At 64.5% G+C, this 20,438-nt stretch carries 17 protein-coding genes; all 17 read left to right on the top strand.

The features are described from left to right. Positions 1-48: 48 nt before the first annotated feature. The 17 genes from secE (at position 49) to rplB (ending at position 20,433) form a co-directional block, all read left to right on the top strand. A complete protein-coding gene (secE, locus tag KHF85_RS04040) occupies positions 49-462 on the top strand; it encodes a preprotein translocase subunit SecE (RefSeq protein ID WP_003469122.1) in 414 nt (137 codons plus the stop codon). A 13-nt stretch (positions 463-475) separates the two neighbouring features. Beyond that, the gene (gene nusG, locus KHF85_RS04045; RefSeq protein WP_284568619.1) at positions 476-1,033 is read left to right on the top strand and encodes a transcription termination/antitermination protein NusG; all 558 of its coding nucleotides are present in this window, start codon (positions 476-478) and stop codon (positions 1,031-1,033) included. 201 nt (positions 1,034-1,234) lie between these two features. Then, positions 1,235-1,663 carry a 50S ribosomal protein L11 gene (gene rplK, locus KHF85_RS04050; protein WP_064537968.1) on the top strand — a complete coding sequence of 143 codons (429 nt, stop codon included), beginning with the start codon at positions 1,235-1,237 and terminating at the stop codon, positions 1,661-1,663. 3 nt (positions 1,664-1,666) lie between these two features. Continuing rightward, a complete protein-coding gene (rplA, locus tag KHF85_RS04055) occupies positions 1,667-2,365 on the top strand; it encodes a 50S ribosomal protein L1 (RefSeq protein WP_284568620.1) in 699 nt (232 codons plus the stop codon). A 485-nt stretch (positions 2,366-2,850) separates the two neighbouring features. Next, positions 2,851-3,390 (top strand): 50S ribosomal protein L10, encoded by a 540-nt coding sequence (gene rplJ, locus KHF85_RS04060; protein ID WP_284568621.1) that lies wholly within the window; start codon positions 2,851-2,853, stop codon positions 3,388-3,390. 64 nt (positions 3,391-3,454) lie between these two features. Beyond that, complete coding sequence (rplL, locus tag KHF85_RS04065; protein WP_064537965.1) at positions 3,455-3,826, top strand: 50S ribosomal protein L7/L12; 372 nt, start codon at positions 3,455-3,457, stop codon at positions 3,824-3,826. A gap of 294 nt (positions 3,827-4,120) precedes the next feature. After that, positions 4,121-8,272, top strand: coding sequence for a DNA-directed RNA polymerase subunit beta (gene rpoB, locus KHF85_RS04070; protein ID WP_284568622.1), 4,152 nt, complete (start codon positions 4,121-4,123; stop codon positions 8,270-8,272). 154 nt (positions 8,273-8,426) lie between these two features. Next, on the top strand, positions 8,427-12,641 hold the full coding sequence (gene rpoC, locus KHF85_RS04075; RefSeq protein WP_284568623.1) for a DNA-directed RNA polymerase subunit beta': 4,215 nt from the start codon (positions 8,427-8,429) through the stop codon (positions 12,639-12,641). A 220-nt stretch (positions 12,642-12,861) separates the two neighbouring features. After that, positions 12,862-13,236: a 30S ribosomal protein S12 gene (gene rpsL, locus KHF85_RS04080; protein WP_064537962.1), complete on the top strand. Its 375-nt coding sequence runs from the start codon at positions 12,862-12,864 to the stop codon at positions 13,234-13,236. A gap of 14 nt (positions 13,237-13,250) precedes the next feature. After that, positions 13,251-13,718, top strand: a complete 468-nt coding sequence (rpsG, locus tag KHF85_RS04085; protein WP_003469159.1) for a 30S ribosomal protein S7 — start codon at positions 13,251-13,253, stop codon at positions 13,716-13,718. A gap of 139 nt (positions 13,719-13,857) precedes the next feature. Continuing rightward, positions 13,858-15,948: an elongation factor G gene (gene fusA, locus KHF85_RS04090; RefSeq protein ID WP_284568624.1), complete on the top strand. Its 2,091-nt coding sequence runs from the start codon at positions 13,858-13,860 to the stop codon at positions 15,946-15,948. A gap of 90 nt (positions 15,949-16,038) precedes the next feature. Further along, complete coding sequence (tuf, locus tag KHF85_RS04095; protein WP_068832715.1) at positions 16,039-17,229, top strand: elongation factor Tu; 1,191 nt, start codon at positions 16,039-16,041, stop codon at positions 17,227-17,229. A 454-nt stretch (positions 17,230-17,683) separates the two neighbouring features. Then, positions 17,684-18,019: a 30S ribosomal protein S10 gene (gene rpsJ / locus KHF85_RS04100; protein WP_003470680.1), complete on the top strand. Its 336-nt coding sequence runs from the start codon at positions 17,684-17,686 to the stop codon at positions 18,017-18,019. Between the two features lie 11 nt (positions 18,020-18,030). Then, entirely contained in the window at positions 18,031-18,681 is a 651-nt protein-coding gene (gene rplC / locus KHF85_RS04105) for a 50S ribosomal protein L3 (RefSeq protein WP_053835250.1), read from the top strand. Between the two features lie 12 nt (positions 18,682-18,693). Continuing rightward, positions 18,694-19,299: a 50S ribosomal protein L4 gene (gene rplD, locus KHF85_RS04110; protein WP_003479578.1), complete on the top strand. Its 606-nt coding sequence runs from the start codon at positions 18,694-18,696 to the stop codon at positions 19,297-19,299. Then, positions 19,296-19,595, top strand: coding sequence for a 50S ribosomal protein L23 (gene rplW, locus KHF85_RS04115; protein ID WP_003470672.1), 300 nt, complete (start codon positions 19,296-19,298; stop codon positions 19,593-19,595). The genes rplD and rplW overlap by 4 nt, the downstream gene beginning before the upstream one ends. A 10-nt stretch (positions 19,596-19,605) precedes the next feature. Beyond that, entirely contained in the window at positions 19,606-20,433 is an 828-nt protein-coding gene (gene rplB, locus KHF85_RS04120; protein ID WP_064538345.1) for a 50S ribosomal protein L2, read from the top strand. Positions 20,434-20,438: the final 5 nt, after the last annotated feature.

Raw genomic sequence — 20,438 nt, forward strand, 5'->3', positions numbered from 1 at the left:
CTGCCGCACCCTATCCAGTGACCTTGGTCGCATAGCCGCAAGAGTCGGATGAACAGCAAGATCGAGCATTCCAAAGGCACCACTGCTTCCTCCGGTGGCGATATCGTCAAGTACGTCATCGCTGCGTTGCTGGTGGTTGCGGGCTTGTTTGTCTGGTTCTGGTTCGGCGAGCCGAGCCGTGCGACGCAGTTGGGTAGCTGGTCCGGGCCGCTGCGTGGCCTGGCGGTCATCGTCGGCCTGGTTGCGGGCGCCGCGGTGTTCCTGCTGACCGCCAAGGGGCGCGAAGCCCGTGAGTTCGTGTCCGAGTCCCGGTTCGAGCTGCGCAAGGTGGTCTGGCCGACCCGTCAGGAAGCGATCCGCACCACCTGGGTCGTGATCGTGGTGGTGATCATTCTGAGTCTGCTGCTGGGCGGGTTCGATTTCCTGATCCAGAAGCTGATGCAGTGGTTCGTGAGTCGTTGAGGAGAGTGCAGCAGTGAAGCGTTGGTATGTCGTTCACGCCTATTCAGGCTTCGAGAAGTCCGTGGCCCAAGCGCTGCGCGACCGCATTGTGCGTGACGAGATGCAGGAGCGCTTCGGTGACGTGCTGGTGCCGACCGAGGAAGTGATCGAGATGCGCGCCGGCCAGAAGCGCCGTTCCGAGCGCAAGTTCTTTCCGGGTTACGTGTTGGTGCAGATCGAGACCCACGAAGAAGCCGGCATCCCGCGCATCGACAACGAAAGCTGGCATCTGGTCAAGGAAACCTCGAAGGTGATGGGCTTCATCGGCGGCACCGCCGACCGTCCGCTGCCGATCCGCGACGAAGAGGCCGATGCGATCCTGCGGCGCGTTCAGGATGGCGTGGAGAAGCCGCGTCCGAAGGTGCTGTTCGAGCCGGGCCAGATGGTCCGCGTCACCGACGGTCCGTTCAACGACTTCAACGGCGTGGTCGAGGAAGTCAACTACGAGAAGAGTCGCCTGCGCGTCGCGGTGCTGATCTTCGGCCGCTCCACCCCGGTGGAACTGGAATTCGGTCAGGTCGAAAAGGCCTGAGCCTGCGCCGGCGCAGCTGCGCCGGTCGCCAGAATCTCTGCTATACTGCGCGGCTGGCTGTCCAGGCTCGCCGCCCTGGCAGGGCCGGAAGCCGCCGCAAGGCGGCTTTCTGCGCACGTCAAACGTGATGGCGGGACACGTGATTTTCCCGTCGCGATGGGGAGCCTGCAAGTTGGGCGCTAGCACCCGGAGACCACTGAAATGGCAAAGAAAGTAGTCGGTTACATCAAGCTGCAGGTGAAGGCCGGTCAGGCCAATCCCTCGCCGCCGGTCGGTCCTGCGCTGGGTCAGCGCGGCCTGAACATCATGGAATTCTGCAAGGCGTTCAATGCCTCCACGCAGAAGCTGGAGCCGGGCCTGCCCACTCCGGTCATCATCACGGCCTATTCGGACCGTACCTTCACCTTCATCACCAAGAGCACCCCTGCGAGCGTGCTGTTGAAGAAGGCCGCAGGCGTCACCTCCGGTTCCAAGCGCCCGAACAGCGAAAAGGTCGGCAAGGTCACCCGCAAGCAGCTCGAAGAGATCGCCAAGGCGAAGGAAGCCGACCTGACTGCAGCCGAGCTGGAAGCGGCGGTGCGTACGATTGCGGGTTCCGCCCGCAGCATGGGCCTGACGGTGGAGGGTTAAGCGATGGCACAGACCAAGCGACAGAAAGCAATCCATGCTGCCGTGCAGCCGGGCAAGGCGTATTCGATCGACGAAGCGCTGAAGATCATCAAGTCCACCAGCAAGGCCAAGTTCGTCGAAGCCGTCGACGTGGCCGTGCGCCTGGGCGTGGATGCCAAGAAGTCCGACCAGCAGGTGCGCGGCTCCACCGTGCTGCCGGCCGGTACCGGCAAGAGCGTGCGCGTGGCGGTGTTCGCCCCGGCCGGCGCCAAGGCTGACGAGGCCCTGGCCGCTGGCGCCGAGGCCGTCGGCATGGACGACCTGGCCGAGAAGATGCAGGCCGGCGACCTGAACTACGACGTGGTCATCGCCACTCCGGACGCGATGCGCGTCGTCGGCAAGTTGGGCACGCTGCTGGGCCCGCGCGGCCTGATGCCGAACCCGAAGGTCGGCACCGTGTCGGCCAATCCGGCCGAAGCGGTGAAGAACGCCAAGTCGGGTCAGGTGCGCTACCGCACCGACAAGGGCGGCATCATCCACTGCACCATCGGCAAGGCCAGCTTCGAAGACGAGGCGCTGAAGAACAATCTGCAGGCGCTGCTGCTGGACCTGGTCAAGGCCAAGCCGGCGACCTCGAAGGGCACCTACCTGCAGAAGATCTCGGTGAGCTCGACCATGGGTCCGGGCGTCACCGTCGATCAGGCGTCGCTGTCCCTGAAGTAATCGCGAGACGGCGCCGCTCCGCGAGGGGCGGCGCCGGTTCCACCCTTTTGAAGGCGTCGCCGAGGGGCAACCCGGAGCGAAGCCGTCAAAGACCGCAGGCGCGGTCGGCGCATACCGACGACGGGCACGGAAGCTCGATATGGCAAGGAGTCGCCGTCGGTACAGCGGGATCGCTTAATCCAGTCCCCTCGGGGACGCGCCGGCGTAGATGGTGCCGCCTTTCTGGAGTTTTTCTGGTTCAGGCCAGTTCGGGGCTTCCCGAGCGCGCTCACTCCAGGTCTGGAACGGCCACCAACTGGGATGCCATTCGGCGTCCCCGGCATCCAGGATGGAGGCCGCCCAGGACCGCACGCGGCAGGAGCCGCAAGCGGAGTTTGTTTGAAGCAGGGATTCGGGATTGAGGATCGGGGATCGGCAAGAGCGCATCAGGGCTCCTGCGGCTCCCGCACCATCGGCCTGGAGCCCGGCTTTAACGGAGGAGTGCAATGGCTCTCAATCTGTCCCAGAAGCAAGAAGTCGTCGCCGAACTGGCAGACGTTGCCGCGAAGGCTCACTCCTTGGTTGCTGCCGAGTACGCCGGCATCACGGTCGCCCAGCTGACCGCGATGCGCAAGAAGGCGCGCGAAACCGGTGTGTACTTGCGTGTTGTCAAGAACACCCTGGCCGCGCGTGCCGTTGCCGGTACCGAATACGAGTGCGTCCAGGACGCGCTGGTCGGTCCGCTGCTGTATGCGTTCTCGACGGAAGAACCCGGCGCTGCCGGTCGTCTGATCAAGGAATTCGCCAAGGGTAACGACAAGCTGCAGACCAAGGTCGTGTCGATGGGGGGCCAGCTGTATCCGGCCGCTCACCTCGAGGTGTTGGCATCGCTGCCGACCCGCGAGCAGGCGCTGGCCATGCTGGCACGTGTCCTCGCCGAGCCGGCGAGCATGTTCGCCCGCGCGGTGAAGGCAGTGGGCGACAAGCTCGGTGGTGGCGAAGAAGCCCCCGCCGCAGCGGAAGACGCCCCGGCCGAAACGGCTTAAGTTCGCGACACCTGAAACGGTTCACTAGAACCTCATCCAGAAAAAAATTCCAAAGGTAATCACAATGTCCCTGTCTAACGAGCAGATCGTCGACGCAATCGCCGAAAAGACCCTCATGGAAGTGATGGAGCTGGTCAAGGCCATCGAAGAGAAGTTTGGCGTCTCCGCCGCCGCCCCGGTCGCCGCTGCCGGCCCGGCCGCTGCTGCCGCCCCGGTCGAAGAGCAGACCGAGTTCAACGTCATCCTGAAGGCTGTCGGCGAAAAGAAGGTCGAAGTCATCAAGGCCGTCCGCGCCATCACCGGCCTGGGCCTGAAGGAAGCGAAGGACCTGGTCGAAGGTGCTCCGCAGACCGTCAAGGAAGCCGCGTCGAAGGAAGATTCCGAGAAGTTCAAGAAGGATCTCGAGGCCGCCGGCGCGACCGTCGAAATCAAGTAATCGGCATCTTGCATCGCCAGCGTGTCAGGTGATGCATCGAAGGCTGGGGACGCAAGTCCCCGGCCTTTGGCCGTTGTTGCAAGGCCGGGATTGGAGATTCGGCATCAGGGATTCGATGGCGCCCGTCTGGCCCAGCCCGAATCCCGTCGTGCCCAATCTCGGCCTCACCGAGTTGGTAGTTGGAAGTAGCAAGAGAAGGCGTGCTGGTGCCGGCAATACCAGCGACTTCCAACTGACAATTTATGTTCACTCAGGGCCGCGGACGCGCGGCCCGCACAGCCAAGGTGATACCTCATGACGTCCTATTCGTTCACCGAAAAGAAGCGTATCCGCAAGGATTTCGGCAAGCAGCGCTCGATCCTCGAAGTGCCGTTCCTGCTGGCGATCCAGGTGGATTCCTACCGCGAGTTCCTGCAGGAGAACACCGACCCGAACAAGCGTTCGGACCACGGCCTGCATGCGGCCCTGAAATCGGTGTTCCCGATCTCCAGCTACAGCGGCAACGCGGCGCTGGAGTACGTCGGCTACAAGCTTGGCGACCCGGTGTTCGACGAGCGCGAATGCCGCCAGCGCGGCATGAGCTACGGCGCCCCGCTGCGCGTGACCGTGCGCCTGGTGATCTACGACCGCGAGTCCTCGACCAAGGCCATCAAGTACGTGAAGGAGCAGGAGGTCTACCTCGGCGAAATCCCGCTGATGACCGACAACGGCACCTTCATCGTCAACGGCACCGAGCGCGTCATCGTCTCGCAGCTGCACCGTTCGCCTGGCGTGTTCTTCGACCACGACCGCGGCAAGACGCATAGCTCGGGCAAGCTGCTGTACAGCGCCCGCATCATCCCGTACCGCGGTTCCTGGCTGGACTTCGAGTTCGACCCGAAGGACGCGCTGTTCACCCGTATCGACCGCCGCCGCAAGCTGCCGGTGTCGATCCTGCTGCGCGCGCTCGGCTACTCGAACGAAGAGATGCTGGCCGAGTTCTTCGAGATCAACACCTTCCACATCGATCCCAAGGAAGGCGTGCAGCTGGAGCTGGTGCCCGAGCGCCTGCGCGGCGAGACGCTGAACTTCGACCTGGCCGATGGCGACAAGGTCATCGTCGAGGCCGGCAAGCGCATCACCGCGCGCCACGTCAAGCAGCTCGAAGCCGCCGGCGTCGCCGCGCTGGCCGTGCCCGACGAGTATCTGGTCGGCCGCATCCTGTCGCACGACGTGGTCGATTCCTCGACCGGCGAACTGCTGGCCAGCGCCAACGACGAGATCAGCGAAGACCAGCTGAACGCGTTCCGCAAGGCCGGCGTCGATGCCGTGGGCACGCTGTGGGTCAACGACCTGGACCGTGGTCCGTACCTGTCCAACACCCTGCGCATCGATCCGACCAAGACCCAGCTGGAAGCGCTGGTCGAGATCTACCGCATGATGCGTCCCGGCGAACCGCCGACCAAGGACGCCGCGCAGAACCTGTTCCACAACCTGTTCTTCACCTTCGAGCGCTACGACCTGTCCACGGTCGGCCGGATGAAGTTCAACCGCCGTGTCGGCCGCAAGGAAGTCACCGGCGAGTCGGTGCTGTACGACAGGAAGTACTTCGGCGAGCGCAACGACGAAGAGTCCAAGCGCCTGGTCGCCGAGCATGCCGACAGCTCCGACATCCTGGAAGTGATCAAGGTCCTGACCGAGATCCGCAACGGCCGCGGCGTGGTCGACGACATCGACCACCTCGGCAACCGTCGCGTGCGGTCGGTCGGCGAAATGGCCGAGAACGTGTTCCGCGTGGGTCTGGTCCGCGTCGAGCGCGCGGTCAAGGAGCGCCTGTCGATGGCCGAGTCCGAAGGCCTGACCCCGCAGGAACTGATCAATGCCAAGCCGGTGGCCGCCGCGATCAAGGAGTTCTTCGGCTCCTCGCAGCTGTCGCAGTTCATGGATCAGAACAACCCGCTGTCGGAAGTGACGCACAAGCGTCGCGTCTCCGCGCTGGGTCCGGGCGGTCTGACCCGCGAGCGCGCCGGCTTCGAAGTGCGCGACGTCCATCCGACCCACTACGGCCGCGTCTGCACCATCGAGACGCCGGAAGGACCGAACATCGGCCTGATCAATTCGCTGGCGGTGTATGCCCGCACCAACCAGTACGGCTTCCTGGAGACGCCGTACCGGAAGGTCGTGGACGGCCAGATCACCGACGATGTCGAATACCTGTCGGCGATCGAAGAGAACGAGTACGTGATCGCGCAGGCCAACGCGCTGCACGATTCCAAGAGCCGCCTGACCGAGCAGTTCGTGCCGTGCCGCTACCAGGGCGAGTCGCTGCTGAAGCCGCCGGCCGAAGTGCACTTCATGGACGTGTCGCCGATGCAGACCGTGTCCATCGCGGCGGCGCTGGTACCGTTCCTGGAGCACGATGACGCCAACCGCGCACTGATGGGCGCCAACATGCAGCGCCAGGCCGTGCCGACGCTGCGTGCGCAGAAGCCGCTGGTCGGTACCGGCATCGAGCGGGCGGTGGCGCGCGACTCGGGCGTGACCGTGAACGCCAAGCGTGGCGGTGTGATCGAGCAGATCGACGCGGCGCGCATCGTGGTCAAGGTCAACGAGGAAGAGATCGGCGGCGGCACCGATGCCGGCGTGGACATCTACAACCTGATCAAGTACACGCGCTCCAACCAGAACACCTGCATCAACCAGCGTCCGCTGGTCAATGTGGGCGACGTGATCGCGCGCGGCGACGTGCTGGCCGACGGCCCCTCGACCGACATCGGCGAGCTGGCCCTGGGCCAGAACATGCTGATCGCGTTCATGCCGTGGAACGGCTACAACTTCGAAGACTCCATCCTGCTCTCCGAGCGCGTGGTGGAAGAGGATCGCTACACCACGATCCACATCGAAGAGCTGACCTGCGTGGCGCGCGACACCAAGCTGGGGCCGGAGGAAATCTCCGCCGACATCCCGAACGTGTCCGAGCAGGCGCTGAACCGCCTGGACGAGTCGGGCGTGGTGTACATCGGCGCCGAAGTGCGCGCCGGCGACATCATGGTCGGCAAGGTCACGCCGAAGGGCGAGAGCCAGCTGACCCCGGAAGAGAAGCTCCTGCGCGCGATCTTCGGCGAAAAGGCCTCGGACGTGAAGGACAGCTCGCTGCGCGTGCCGCCGGGCATGGACGGCACCGTCATCGACGTGCAGGTGTTCACCCGCGACGGCATCGAGAAGGACAAGCGCGCCCGCCAGATCGAGGAAAACGAGATCAAGCGGGTCAAGAAGGACTTCGACGACCAGTTCCGCATCCTGGAAAGCGCGATCTATGCGCGTCTGCGCGCCCAGCTGATCGGCAAGGTCGCCAACGGCGGTCCGAACCTGAAGAAGGGCGATACCATCACCGACGCGTATCTGGACGGGCTGAAGAAGTCCGACTGGTTCGCGCTGCGGATGAAGGACGAGGAACCGTCCGACGCGATCGAGCGCGCGCAGAAGCAGATCCAGGCGCATGAGAAGGAATTCGAGCGTCGCTTCGCCGACAAGCGCGGCAAGATCACCGCCGGCGATGACCTCGCCCCGGGCGTGCTGAAGATGGTCAAGGTGTTCCTGGCGGTGAAGCGCCGCATCCAGCCCGGCGACAAGATGGCCGGTCGCCACGGCAACAAGGGTGTCGTGTCGATGATCCAGCCGATCGAGGACATGCCGTACATGGCCAACGGTGAGACCGTGGACATCGTGCTGAACCCGCTCGGCGTGCCGTCGCGCATGAACATCGGCCAGGTGCTGGAAGTGCATCTGGGCTGGGCCGCCAAGGGCCTGGGTCGCAAGATCCAGAACATGCTCGAGGCGCAGACCAAGGTCGCCGACCTGCGCAAGTTCCTGACCCAGATCTACAACCACGACCAGAAGCTGGGCGAGGACCGTGTGGACCTGGATCAGTTCAGCGACGCAGAGCTGCTGGCCCTGTCGAAGAACCTGACCGACGGCGTGCCGATGGCCACCCCGGTGTTCGACGGCGCCACCGAAGCGGAGATCAAGCACATGCTCGAACTCGCCGACCTGCCGATCAGCGGCCAGACCCAGCTGTACGACGGCCGCACCGGCGAGGCGTTCGATCGCCACACCACGGTCGGCTACATGCACATGCTGAAGCTGAACCACCTGGTCGACGACAAGATGCACGCGCGCTCCACCGGCCCGTACTCGCTCGTCACCCAGCAGCCGCTCGGCGGCAAGGCGCAGTTCGGCGGCCAGCGCTTCGGCGAAATGGAAGTCTGGGCGCTGGAAGCCTACGGCGCGGCCTACACCCTGCAGGAAATGCTGACGGTGAAGTCCGACGACGTGCAGGGCCGCAACCAGATGTACAAGAACATCGTCGACGGCGAGCACGAGATGGTCGCGGGCATGCCGGAATCCTTCAACGTGCTGGTGAAGGAAATCCGCTCGCTGGCCATCAACATGGAATTGGAAGACTGATCGTGTCGGGACTCGGGTACCGGGACTCGGGACTCGGAAAAGCGAGAAGCGCCACCGCTCTTGCTTTCCGCGTCCCGCGTCCCGCGTCCCGCGTCCCGCAAACAGCCTCTAGCCCCGTCCTCGATACGAAATTCCTCCGACCCGGAGATACCCAATGAAAGACCTGCTCAACCTCTTCAACCAGCAGCGCCAGACGCTGGACTTCGACGCGATCAAGATCGCGTTGGCCTCGCCGGACCTGATCCGTTCGTGGTCCTTCGGCGAAGTGAAGAAGCCGGAAACGATCAATTACCGGACCTTCAAGCCCGAGCGCGACGGCCTGTTCTGCGCCGCCATCTTCGGCCCGATCAAGGACTACGAGTGCCTGTGCGGCAAGTACAAGCGCATGAAGCACCGTGGCGTGGTCTGCGAGAAGTGCGGCACCGAAGTGACCCTGGCCAAGGTGCGCCGCGAGCGCATGGGCCACATCGACCTGGCCTCGCCGGTCGCGCATATCTGGTTCCTGAAGTCGCTGCCCTCGCGCATCGGCCTGATGCTGGACATGACCCTGCGCGACATCGAGCGCGTGCTGTACTTCGAAGCCTACGTGGTGACCGAGCCGGGCCTGACCGCCCTGGAGCGCCGCCAGCTGCTGACCGAAGAGCAGTTCCTGACCGCGCGCCAGGAGCACGGCGACGACTTCGACGCCGCGATGGGCGCCGAGGCGGTGTACGAACTGCTGCGCACGATCGACCTGCAGTCGGAAATGACCCGCCTGCGCGAGGAAATCGCCGGCACCGGCTCGGAAACCAAGCTCAAGCGTCTGACCAAGCGCATCAAGCTGGTCGAAGCCTTCCTCGAGTCGGGCAACCGTCCGGAGTGGATGGTGATGACCGTGCTGCCGGTGCTGCCGCCGGACCTGCGTCCGCTGGTGCCGCTGGACGGCGGCCGCTTCGCGACCTCCGATCTGAACGACCTGTACCGCCGCGTCATCAACCGTAACAACCGCCTGCGTCGCCTGCTCGAGCTCAATGCGCCGGACATCATCGTGCGCAACGAAAAGCGCATGCTGCAGGAATCGGTGGATGCGCTGCTGGACAACGGCCGCCGCGGCCGTGCCATCACCGGCACCAACAAGCGCCCGCTGAAGTCGCTGGCCGACATGATCAAGGGCAAGCAGGGCCGGTTCCGCCAGAACCTGCTCGGCAAGCGCGTGGACTACTCCGGTCGTTCGGTCATCGTGGTCGGCCCGACCCTGCGTCTGCACGAGTGCGGCCTGCCGAAGAAGATGGCGCTGGAGCTGTTCAAGCCGTTCGTGTTCGCCAAGCTGCAGCGTCGCGGCCTGGCCACCACCATCAAGGCCGCCAAGAAGCTGGTCGAGCGCGAAGAAGCCGAAGTGTGGGACATCCTGGAAGAGGTCATCCGCGAGCATCCGGTGCTGCTGAACCGTGCGCCGACCCTGCACCGCCTGGGCATCCAGGCGTTCGAGCCGGTGCTGATCGAAGGCAAGGCGATCCAGCTGCATCCGCTGGTGTGTACTGCGTTCAACGCCGACTTCGACGGCGACCAGATGGCGGTGCACGTACCGCTGTCGCTGGAAGCGCAGCTGGAAGCGCGCGCGCTGATGATGTCCACCAACAACATCCTGTCGCCGGCCAACGGCGAGCCGATCATCGTGCCGTCGCAGGACGTGGTGCTGGGCCTGTATTACATGAGCCGCGCCCTGGAGAACAAGAAGGGCGAGGGCATGGTGTTCGCCAACATCGCCGAAGTGAAGCGCGCCTACGACAACCGTGCGGTCGAACTGCACGCCAAGGTCAAGGTCCGCATCACCGAGACGGTGATCGACGAGGATGGCAGCCGCAGCAAGAAGACCTCGATCGTGGACACCACGATCGGGCGTGCGCTGCTGGCCGAAATCCTGCCGGAAGGCCTGCCGTTCGCGCTGGCCAACACCGAGCTGACCAAGAAGAACATCAGCCGCCTGATCAACTCCAGCTACCGCCAGCTGGGCCTGAAGGACAGCGTCGTGTTCGCCGACAAGCTGATGTACACCGGCTTCGCCTACGCGACCCGCGCCGGCGTGTCGATCGGCATCGACGACATGCTGATCCCGGACGAGAAGAAGGGCATCCTGACCGAAGCCGAAGCCGAAGTGCTGGAAATCCAGGAGCAGTACCAGTCCGGCCTGGTCACCGCCGGCGAGCGCTACAACAAGGTCGTGGACATCTGGTCGCGCACCAACGAGCGCATCGCCAAGGCGATGATGGACACCATCGGTACCGAGAAGGTCACCAATGCCAAGGGCGAGATCATCGATCAGAAGTCGATGAACTCGCTGTACATCATGGCCGACTCCGGTGCGCGTGGTAGCCAGGCGCAGATCCGTCAGCTGGCCGGCATGCGCGGCCTGATGGCGCGTCCGGATGGCTCGATCATCGAGACCCCGATCAAGGCCAACTTCCGCGAAGGCCTGAACGTGCAGGAGTACTTCAACTCCACCCACGGCGCGCGTAAGGGTCTGGCCGATACCGCGCTGAAGACCGCCAACTCCGGTTACCTGACCCGTCGCCTGGTCGACGTGGCGCAGGACGTGGTGATCACCGAGCCCGATTGCGGCACCACCGAAGGGTTGACCATGACCCCGATCGTGGAAGGCGGCGACGTGGTCGAGCCATTGCGCGACCGCGTGCTCGGCCGCGTGGTGGCCGAGGACGTGTTCCTGCCGGGCAACGACGAGGATCCGATCGTCACCCGCAACACCCTGCTCGACGAGCAGTGGGTGGCCAAGCTGGAAGAGGCCGGCGTGCAGACGCTGAAGGTGCGCTCCACGATCACCTGCGCCTCCTCGTTCGGCGTGTGCGCCCGCTGCTACGGCCGCGACCTGGCGCGCGGTCACCTGGTCAACATCGGCGAAGCGGTCGGCGTTATCGCCGCGCAGTCGATCGGCGAGCCGGGTACCCAGCTGACCATGCGGACCTTCCACATCGGCGGCGCGGCATCGCGTGCGGCGGCGGTGGACAACATCACGGTCAAGACCACCGGTTCGATCAAGTTCAACAACCTCAAGTCGGTCGAGCACGCCAGCGGTTCGCTGGTGGCGGTGTCGCGTTCGGGCGAACTGTCGGTGCTCGATGGCCACGGCCGCGAGCGCGAGCGCTACAAGCTGGCCTACGGCGCCACGATCACCGCGAAGGACGGCGACGCGGTCAAGGCCGGCCAGTCGGTGGCCAACTGGGATCCGCATAACCACCCGATCGTGTCGGAAGTGGCCGGTTTCATCCGCTTCATCGACTTCATCGACGGCGTCACCGTCATCGAGAAGACCGACGACCTGACCGGCCTGGCCTCGCGCGAGATCACCGATCCGAAGCGCCGCGGCGCCCAGGCCAAGGACCTGCGCCCGATCGTGCGCATCGTCGACGGCAAGGGCAACGACCTGACCATCCCGGGCACCGATCTGCCGGCGCAGTACCTGCTGCCGCCGCGCTCGATCGTCAACCTGCAGGACGGTGCGGCGGTGGGCGTGGGCGACGTGGTCGCCAAGATCCCGCAGGAAGCGTCCAAGACCCGCGACATCACCGGTGGTCTGCCGCGCGTGGCCGATCTGTTCGAAGCGCGCAAGCCGAAGGATCCGGCGATCCTGGCCGAGCGTTCGGGCATCATCAGCTTCGGCAAGGACACCAAGGGCAAGCAGCGCCTGATCATCAAGGACACCGATGGTTCGGAACACGAAGAGTTGATCCCGAAGTACCGCCAGATCATCGTGTTCGAAGGCGAGCACGTGGCCAAGGGCGAGACCGTGGTGGACGGCGAGCCGAGCCCGCAGGACATCCTGCGCCTGCTAGGCGTGGAGCCGCTGGCCGCGTACCTGGTCAAGGAAATCCAGGACGTGTACCGCCTGCAGGGCGTGAAGATCAACGACAAGCACATCGAGGTCATCACCCGGCAGATGCTGCGCAAGGTCGAGATCACCGACCAGGGCAACAGCAAGTTCCTCAACGGCGAGCAGGCCGAGCGCCAGCGCGTCATCGAGGAAAACGCCCGCCTGGGCGCCCGCAACGAGCTGCCGGCCAAGTACGACCCGGTGCTGCTGGGCATCACCAAGGCCTCGCTGGCCACCGAGTCGTTCATCTCGGCGGCCTCGTTCCAGGAGACCACCCGCGTGCTCACCGAGGCGGCGGTCCGCGGCACCAGCGACACGCTGCGCGGCCTGAAGGAAAACGTGATCGTCGGCCGCCTGATCCCGGCCGGTACCGGCCTGGCCTACCACAGCCTGCGCCGTCGCAACTCCAGCGGCCTGACCGAGTCGGAAATGCAGACCCTGTCCGGCGGCAACGCCGAGCCGGCGGTCGAAGCCCCAGCGGCGGCGGCCAGCAGCGAAGAGTGAGCCAGATCGGCCGCGTGCGCGGGGCCGGTCGTTGCAAGCGAAATGGGGCGCAACGGATGCGCCCCGTGTTCCGGCCCGGGATGGGCAGCAAGTTAAGTTTTCGTTGAGTTGACGGCGCTTTTACTTGCCCGCTATACTTTCCTGTCTCGGCAGGCCGTCCTTCGGCCTGCCTTCGTTTTCACGTATCCAGGCCCCCGGCCTCAATCAGAAGAATCCACTGATGGCGACGATCAACCAGCTGGTCCGCAAGCCGCGGCAGGCGCCCACCTACAAGAGCGCCTCTCCGGCGCTGGACAAGTGCCCGCAGCGCCGTGGCGTCTGCACGCGCGTGTACACCACCACCCCGAAGAAGCCGAACTCGGCCCTGCGTAAGGTCGCCAAGGTGCGCCTGACGAACCAGGAAGAGATCATCAGCTACATCGGCGGCGAAGGCCACAACCTGCAGGAGCACTCCGTGGTCCTGGTCCGCGGCGGTCGCGTCAAGGATCTGCCGGGCGTGCGCTACCACACCGTGCGCGGTTCGCTCGATGCCGCCGGCGTCGCCAAGCGTCGCCAGGGTCGTTCCAAGTACGGCGCCAAGCGTCCGAAGAGCTAAGGGAAAGCACACAAATGTCTCGTAAAGGTTCTACTCCGCAGCGCACCGTCCTGCCGGATCCCAAGCACGGCAGCGAAACCATCGCCCGTTTCATCAACATGGTGATGCTGAGCGGCAAGAAGTCGGTCGCCGAAAAGATCGTCTATGGCGCAATGGACGTCATCGGCGAGAAAAACCCGAATGCGGTCGAGCTGGTGCAGAAGGCGCTGGACAACGTCGCTCCGGCGGTCGAAGTCAAGTCACGTCGTGTGGGCGGTGCCACGTACCAGGTGCCGGTCGAGGTGCGTTCCTCCCGCCGCATGGCGCTGGCCATGCGCTGGCTGATCGACTCGGCGCGCAAGCGCGGCGAGAACTCGATGCCGCGCAAGCTCGCGGCCGAGCTGGTCGACGCCTCGGAAAACCGGGGTGGCGCCATCAAGAAGCGTGAAGAAACCCACCGCATGGCGGAAGCGAACAAGGCGTTCGCGCATTACCGCTGGTGACCTTCCGGGCCTTGGAAACAGGGCCCGTCAGCACAATCTGCATGTGCTGCTAGCGGCGTCGTCGAGCGCTGCACAAATCCGAAGGCCGCCGCAAGGCGGCGTTCGGCCATCCGCAATCCAAGAATTCTGAGAGGCTCCTGTGGCCCGCAACACTCCCATCGAGCGTTACCGCAACTTCGGCATCATGGCCCACATCGATGCCGGCAAGACCACCACCTCCGAACGCATCCTGTTCTACACCGGCGTCAGCCACAAGATCGGCGAGGTGCATGACGGTGCCGCGACGATGGACTGGATGGAGCAGGAGCAGGAGCGTGGCATCACCATCACCTCCGCCGCGACCACTGCGTTCTGGAGCGGCATGGACAAGTCGCTGCCGCAGCACCGCTTCAACATCATCGACACCCCCGGGCACGTCGACTTCACCATCGAAGTCGAGCGTTCGCTGCGCGTGCTCGACGGCGCGGTGTTCGTGCTGTGCGCGGTCGGCGGCGTGCAGCCGCAGTCCGAGACCGTGTGGCGCCAGGCCAATAAGTACGCGGTGCCGCGTCTTGCCTTCGTCAACAAGATGGACCGTACCGGTGCCAACTTCGACAAGGTGGTCGAGCAGCTGAAGTCGCGCCTGGGTGCCTACCCGGTGCCGATGCAGGTGCCGATCGGTGCCGAAGACGGCTTCGAGGGCGTGGTCGACCTGCTCAAGATGAAGGCGGTCCATTGGGATACCGCCTCGCAGGGCACCGTGTTCGAATACCGCGAGATCCCCGCCAGCCTGGCCGACAAGGCCGTCGAGGCGCGCGCGTTCATGGTCGAGGCCGCGGCCGAAGCCAACGAAGAGCTGATGGACAAGTACCTCAACGAGGGCGAGCTGTCCGAAGAGGAAATCGTCAGCGGCCTGCGCGAGCGCACCCTGAAGGTGGAAGTGGTGCCGGTGTACTGCGGCACCGCGTTCAAGAACAAGGGCGTGCAGGCGATGCTCGACGGCGTGATCCAGCTGCTGCCGTCGCCCAGCGACCGTCCGCCGGTCAAGGGCATCGACGAGGACGACAAGGAAGACAGCCGTCCGGCCACCGACACCGCGCCGTTCTCGGCGCTGGCGTTCAAGATCATGACCGACCCGTTCGTGGGCTCGCTGACCTTCTTCCGTGTCTACTCCGGCACGCTGAACTCCGGCGACCAGGTGTACAACCCGGTCAAGTCGCGCAAGGAGCGTGTGGGTCGCATCCTGCAGATGCACTCCAACAATCGCGAAGAGATCAAGGAAGTGCGCGCGGGCGACATCGCCGCGGCGGTGGGCCTGAAGGACGTCACCACCGGCGACACGCTGTGCGCGCAGGACCACATCATCATCCTGGAGCGCATGGTGTTCCCGGAGCCGGTGATCTCGATGGCGGTGGAGCCGAAGACCAAGTCGGACCAGGAAAAGATGGGCGTCGCGCTGAGCCGTCTGGCTCAGGAAGATCCCTCGTTCCGCGTCAACACCGACGAAGAATCCGGCCAGACCATCATCCGTGGCATGGGCGAGTTGCACCTGGAAATCATGGTCGACCGCATGAAGCGCGAGTTCAACGTCGAAGCCAACGTCGGCAAGCCGCAGGTGGCCTACCGCGAGACCATCCGCAAGGCGGTCAAGCAGGAAGGCAAGTTCGTGCGCCAGTCCGGCGGCAAGGGCCAGTACGGCCATGTCGTGCTCGAGATCGAGCCGCAGGAGCGTGGCCTGGGCTACACCTTCGAGAATGCGATCGTCGGCGGTGTGGTGCCGAAGGAATACATCCCGGCGGTGGACAAGGGCATCCAGGAAGCGGTGGCCAACGGCGTGATGGCCGGCTACCCGATCGTGGACATCAAGGTCCGCCTGATCGACGGTTCATACCACGACGTCGACTCCTCGGAAATGGCGTTCAAGATCGCCGGCTCGATGGGCTTCAAGGAAGGCTTCAACAAGGCCAGCCCGGTGCTGCTGGAGCCGATCATGAAGGTCGAGGTGGTGACCCCGGAAGATTACCTGGGCGACGTGATGGGCGACGTCAGCCGTCGTCGTGGCATCCTGCAGGGCCAGGACGACAGTCCGTCCGGCAAGGTGATCAACGCGATGGTGCCGCTGGGCGAAATGTTCGGCTACGCCACCACGCTGCGCTCGATGTCGCAGGGTCGCGCCACGTTCTCGATGGAGTTCGACCATTACGCCGAAGCGCCGACCAACATCGCCGAGTCGGTCATCAAGAAAAGCTGACATTAGCGAGACGGGATTCGGGATGCGGGCATAGCCAGTCCCGCATCCCGCCTCCCTTGTCCCCAATTACGAATTACAAGGTAACTACACATGGCCAAGGGTAAGTTCGAGCGCACCAAGCCGCACGTCAACGTCGGCACCATCGGTCACGTCGACCACGGCAAGACCACGCTGACCGCAGCGCTGACCAAGATCGGCGCAGAGCGCTTTGGCGGCGAATTCAAGGCCTATGACGCGATCGACGCGGCGCCGGAAGAGAAGGCGCGCGGCATCACGATCTCGACCGCGCACGTGGAATACGAATCGCCGAACCGCCACTACGCGCACGTCGATTGCCCGGGCCACGCCGACTACGTGAAGAACATGATCACCGGTGCGGCGCAGATGGACGGCGCGATCCTGGTGTGTTCGGCGGCGGACGGCCCGATGCCGCAGACCCGCGAGCACATCCTGCTGTCGCGCCAGGTCGGCGTGCCGCACATCGTGGTGTTCCTGAACAAGGCCGACATGGTCGACGACGCCGAGCTGCTCGAGCTGGTCGAGATGGAAGTGCGCGAGCTGCTGAGCAAGTACGACTTCCCGGGCGACGACACCCCGATCATCCACGGTTCGGCGCGTCTGGCGCTGGAAGGCGACCAGAGCGAGATCGGCGTGCCGTCGATCCTGAAGCTGGTGGAAGCGCTGGATACGTTCATCCCGGAGCCGCAGCGCGACGTGGACAAGCCGTTCCTGATGCCGGTGGAAGACGTGTTCTCGATCTCCGGCCGCGGCACCGTGGTGACCGGTCGTATCGAGCGCGGCGTGATCAAGGTGGGCGACGAAATCGAAATCGTCGGCATCCGCGCCACGCAGAAGACCACGGTCACCGGCGTGGAAATGTTCCGCAAGCTGCTGGACCAGGGTCAGGCGGGCGACAACGCCGGTCTGCTGCTGCGCGGCACCAAGCGTGACGACGTGGAGCGCGGCCAGGTGCTGTGCAAGCCGGGTTCGATCAAGCCGCACACCGAGTTCGAAGCCGAAGTCTACGTGCTGTCGAAGGACGAGGGCGGCCGTCACACGCCGTACTTCAATGGCTACCGTCCGCAGTTCTACTTCCGCACCACCGACATCACCGGCGCTTGCCAGCTGCCGGAAGGGGTGGAGATGGTGATGCCGGGCGACAACGTGAAGATGGTGGTCACGCTGATCAACCCGGTGGCGATGGACGAAGGCCTGCGTTTCGCGATCCGCGAAGGCGGCCGGACCGTCGGCGCCGGCGTGGTGGCCAAGATCATCAAGTAATGCCCGCTGCGGCGACGTCGGTCGCCGCGGTTCGAAGAGGGTCGGCGCAAGCCGGCCCTTTTTCGTTGCGGGCAAGGGCGGGGCCGCGATCGGTAAAATTGTTGCCGTGCGATGTTGCGGGCGAGTGAAACAGTCGCTATAATGCGCGGCTCGGCATTCCTGGGTAGGGTGCCGGATACACCGCGAAAAGAGAGGCAGGACGCCCCTCGTGTTCGCCAGACCGGGAAGGTCGCGCTGCATGAAACATTCAACGGCCTTGCGCTGTTGATTTTGTTTTATCTGCGCATTATACTTTTCCGTCTGGGCAGGCCGGGTAACTGGTCTGCCTCAGTTTTTGGGCGGAGGAATGGCCCTCGCCAGCTGGATGCTCGGCGGTATACGACGTCAGGAAATAATCGGGGCAGGTATCCCAGAGGCCTTGCCCGTCGCTCTTTTAACGAAGGAACCCACCGCCATGGCGGAGCAAAAGACCGGTCAGAAAGCGGATCAGAAGATCCGGATTCGGCTGAAGGCGTTCGATCATCGTCTGATCGACCGTTCGGCCAGCGAGATCGTTGAGACGGCTAAGCGGACCGGCGCGCAAGTGCGCGGCCCGATCCCGCTGCCGACCAAGATCGAACGCTACACCATTCTCGTTTCTCCGCACGTCGACAAGGACGCGCGCGACCAGTACGAGACCCGCACGCACAAGCGCGTGCTCGACATCATCGGCCCTAACGACAAGACCGTGGACGCGCTGATGAAGCTCGAGCTCGCGGCGGGCGTCGATGTCCAGATCAAGTTGACCTGAGGACTACGACCATGACGAAGAAATATTCGTTGGGCTTCGTGGGCCGCAAGGCCGGCATGAGTCGCGTCTTCACCGAAGACGGCCGCTCCATTCCGGTGACCCTGATCGAAGCGACCCCGAATCGCATCACCCAGCTCAAGACCGTCGAAAGCGACGGCTACAGCGCCGTGCAGATCACCGTGGGCGCCCGTCGCGCCGCGCTGGTCAACAAGCCTGCCTCCGGCCACTACGCCAAGGCGAAGGTCGAAGCCGGCCGCGGCCTGTGGGAGTTCCGCGTTGCAGATGCGCAGCTGGGCGATTACGCCATCGGCGGCGAGATCAAGGCGGACATCTTCGAGGTCGGCCAGAAGGTCGACGTCCAGGGCGTCACCAAGGGCAAGGGTTTCCAGGGCACGATCAAGCGGTACAACTTCCGCATGGGCGATGCTACCCACGGTAACTCGCTGTCGCATCGCGCGCCGGGTTCGCTGGGTCAGCGCCAGACCCCGGGTCGCGTTTTCCCGGGCAAGAAGATGTCCGGCCACATGGGCGCGGTGCAGCAGAGCACGCAGAATCTGGAAGTGATCAAGGTCGACGTCGAGCGTGGCCTCATCGCCATTCGCGGCGCTGTGCCTGGCGCTGCCGGTGGCGACGTGATCGTGCGTCCGGCTAGCAAGGCATAAGGAGAGATGACGATGGAGCTCGTTATCACGGGTAGCAATAACAAGGTCTCGGTCTCCGACGCCGTGTTCGGTCGCGATTTCAGCGAGGATCTGGTCCACCAGGTCGTCGTCGCCTATCGCAACGCCGGCCGCGCCGGCACCAAGGCGCAGAAGACGCGTTCGGAAGTCAGCGGCACCACCAAGAAGTCGAAGAAGCAGAAGGGCGGTGGCGCACGCCACGGCGCGCTGACCGCTCCGATCTTCGTCGGCGGCGGCGTGACCTTCGCGGCCAAGCCGCGCAGCTTCGAGCAGAAGGTGAACCGCAAGATGTATCGCGCCGCGATCTGCGCGATTCTTTCGGAGCTCAACCGCCAGGGTCGCCTGATGGTCGTCGAGGCGTTCGACGTCCAGGCCAGCAAGACCAAGGATCTGATCGAGAAGCTGAAGGGTCTGGACGTGGGCAAGCGCCCGCTGATCGTGACCGAAGAGGCATCCGAGCATCTGTACCTGTCCGCCCGCAACCTTCCCTACGTGGAAGTGCGCGACGTGCAGGGCCTGGATCCGGTGTCGCTGGTCGGGGCCGATACGGTCGTGATCACCGCCGATGCGGTCAAGAAGGTCGAGGAGTGGCTGGCATGAGCAGCAACGAAAAAATCTTCAGCGTGCTGCGTGCCCCGCGTGTCTCCGAAAAGACCGCGCGCCTGCAGGAACTCTCCAATCAGTACGTCTTCGAGATCTCGAGCGAAGCCACCAAGGCCGATGTCAAGGCCGCGGTCGAGCAGTTGTTCGACGTCAAGGTCGAGTCGGTCAACGTGTTGAACGTCAAGGGCAAGAACAAGTCCTTCCGTTCGCGCAGCGGTCGTCGCGGCGATTGGCGCAAGGCGTACGTGCGTCTGGCCGAAGGCCAGTCCATCGACGTAACGGCCAAGGCCTGAGGTCCATCCCATGCCATTGATGAAATTCAAACCCACTTCTCCCGGCCGTCGTTCGGCCGTGCGCGTGGTCACGCCTGATCTGCACAAGGGCGCCCCGCACGCCCCCTTGCTGGAGCCTCAGAGCAATTCCGGTGGGCGTAACCACCACGGCCGCATCACCACCCGTCACGTCGGCGGTGGCCACAAGCAGCATTACCGCATCATCGACTTCAAGCGCAACAAGGAAGGCATTCCGGCGCGCGTGGAGCGGATCGAATACGATCCGAACCGCACCGCCCATATCGCCCTGCTGTGCTATGCCGACGGCGAGCGCCGCTACATCATCGCGCCGAAGGGCCTGAAAGCCGGCGACCAGGTGATCGCCGGTTCGGACGCGCCGATCAAGACCGGCAACACGCTGCCGCTGCGCAACATCCCGGTCGGTACGACGGTGCACGGCATCGAGCTGAAGCCTGGCAAGGGCGCGCAGATCGCGCGCGCTGCCGGCGCCGCGGTGCAGCTGGTCGCGCGTGAAGGCATCTACGCCACCCTGCGTCTTCGCTCCGGCGAAATGCGCAAGGTGCCGGTCGAGTGCCGCGCCACCATCGGTGAAGTCGGCAACGACGAGCACAACCTCGAGAAGCTGGGCAAGGCAGGCGCCAAGCGCTGGCGCGGCGTGCGTCCGACCGTTCGCGGTGCGGCCATGAACCCCGTCGATCACCCGCACGGTGGTGGCGAGGCGAAGGCCGGTCAGGGTAATCCGCATCCGGTCACCCCGTGGGGTGTGCCGACCAAGGGTTACAAGACGCGCCATAACAAGCGCACCGAACAATTCATCGTCCGCGATCGTAGGGGCTAATCGAC

It is taken from the genome of Xanthomonas graminis pv. graminis, from assembly GCF_030168915.1.
Taxonomy (GTDB): Bacteria; Pseudomonadota; Gammaproteobacteria; order Xanthomonadales; family Xanthomonadaceae; genus Xanthomonas_A; species Xanthomonas_A translucens.

Coding starts and splice junctions, on each gene's coding strand:
- secE (WP_003469122.1), top strand. CDS start 49: ATGAACAGCAAGATCGAGCATTCCAAAGGCACCACTGCTTCCTCCGGT.
- rplW (WP_003470672.1), top strand. CDS start 19,296: ATGAGCAGCAACGAAAAAATCTTCAGCGTGCTGCGTGCCCCGCGTGTC.
- rplA (WP_284568620.1), top strand. CDS start 1,667: ATGGCACAGACCAAGCGACAGAAAGCAATCCATGCTGCCGTGCAGCCG.
- rpoC (WP_284568623.1), top strand. CDS start 8,427: ATGAAAGACCTGCTCAACCTCTTCAACCAGCAGCGCCAGACGCTGGAC.
- rplC (WP_053835250.1), top strand. CDS start 18,031: ATGACGAAGAAATATTCGTTGGGCTTCGTGGGCCGCAAGGCCGGCATG.
- rplK (WP_064537968.1), top strand. CDS start 1,235: ATGGCAAAGAAAGTAGTCGGTTACATCAAGCTGCAGGTGAAGGCCGGT.
- rpsL (WP_064537962.1), top strand. CDS start 12,862: ATGGCGACGATCAACCAGCTGGTCCGCAAGCCGCGGCAGGCGCCCACC.
- rpsG (WP_003469159.1), top strand. CDS start 13,251: ATGTCTCGTAAAGGTTCTACTCCGCAGCGCACCGTCCTGCCGGATCCC.
- rplD (WP_003479578.1), top strand. CDS start 18,694: ATGGAGCTCGTTATCACGGGTAGCAATAACAAGGTCTCGGTCTCCGAC.
- tuf (WP_068832715.1), top strand. CDS start 16,039: ATGGCCAAGGGTAAGTTCGAGCGCACCAAGCCGCACGTCAACGTCGGC.
- rpoB (WP_284568622.1), top strand. CDS start 4,121: ATGACGTCCTATTCGTTCACCGAAAAGAAGCGTATCCGCAAGGATTTC.
- rpsJ (WP_003470680.1), top strand. CDS start 17,684: ATGGCGGAGCAAAAGACCGGTCAGAAAGCGGATCAGAAGATCCGGATT.
- rplJ (WP_284568621.1), top strand. CDS start 2,851: ATGGCTCTCAATCTGTCCCAGAAGCAAGAAGTCGTCGCCGAACTGGCA.
- rplB (WP_064538345.1), top strand. CDS start 19,606: ATGCCATTGATGAAATTCAAACCCACTTCTCCCGGCCGTCGTTCGGCC.
- rplL (WP_064537965.1), top strand. CDS start 3,455: ATGTCCCTGTCTAACGAGCAGATCGTCGACGCAATCGCCGAAAAGACC.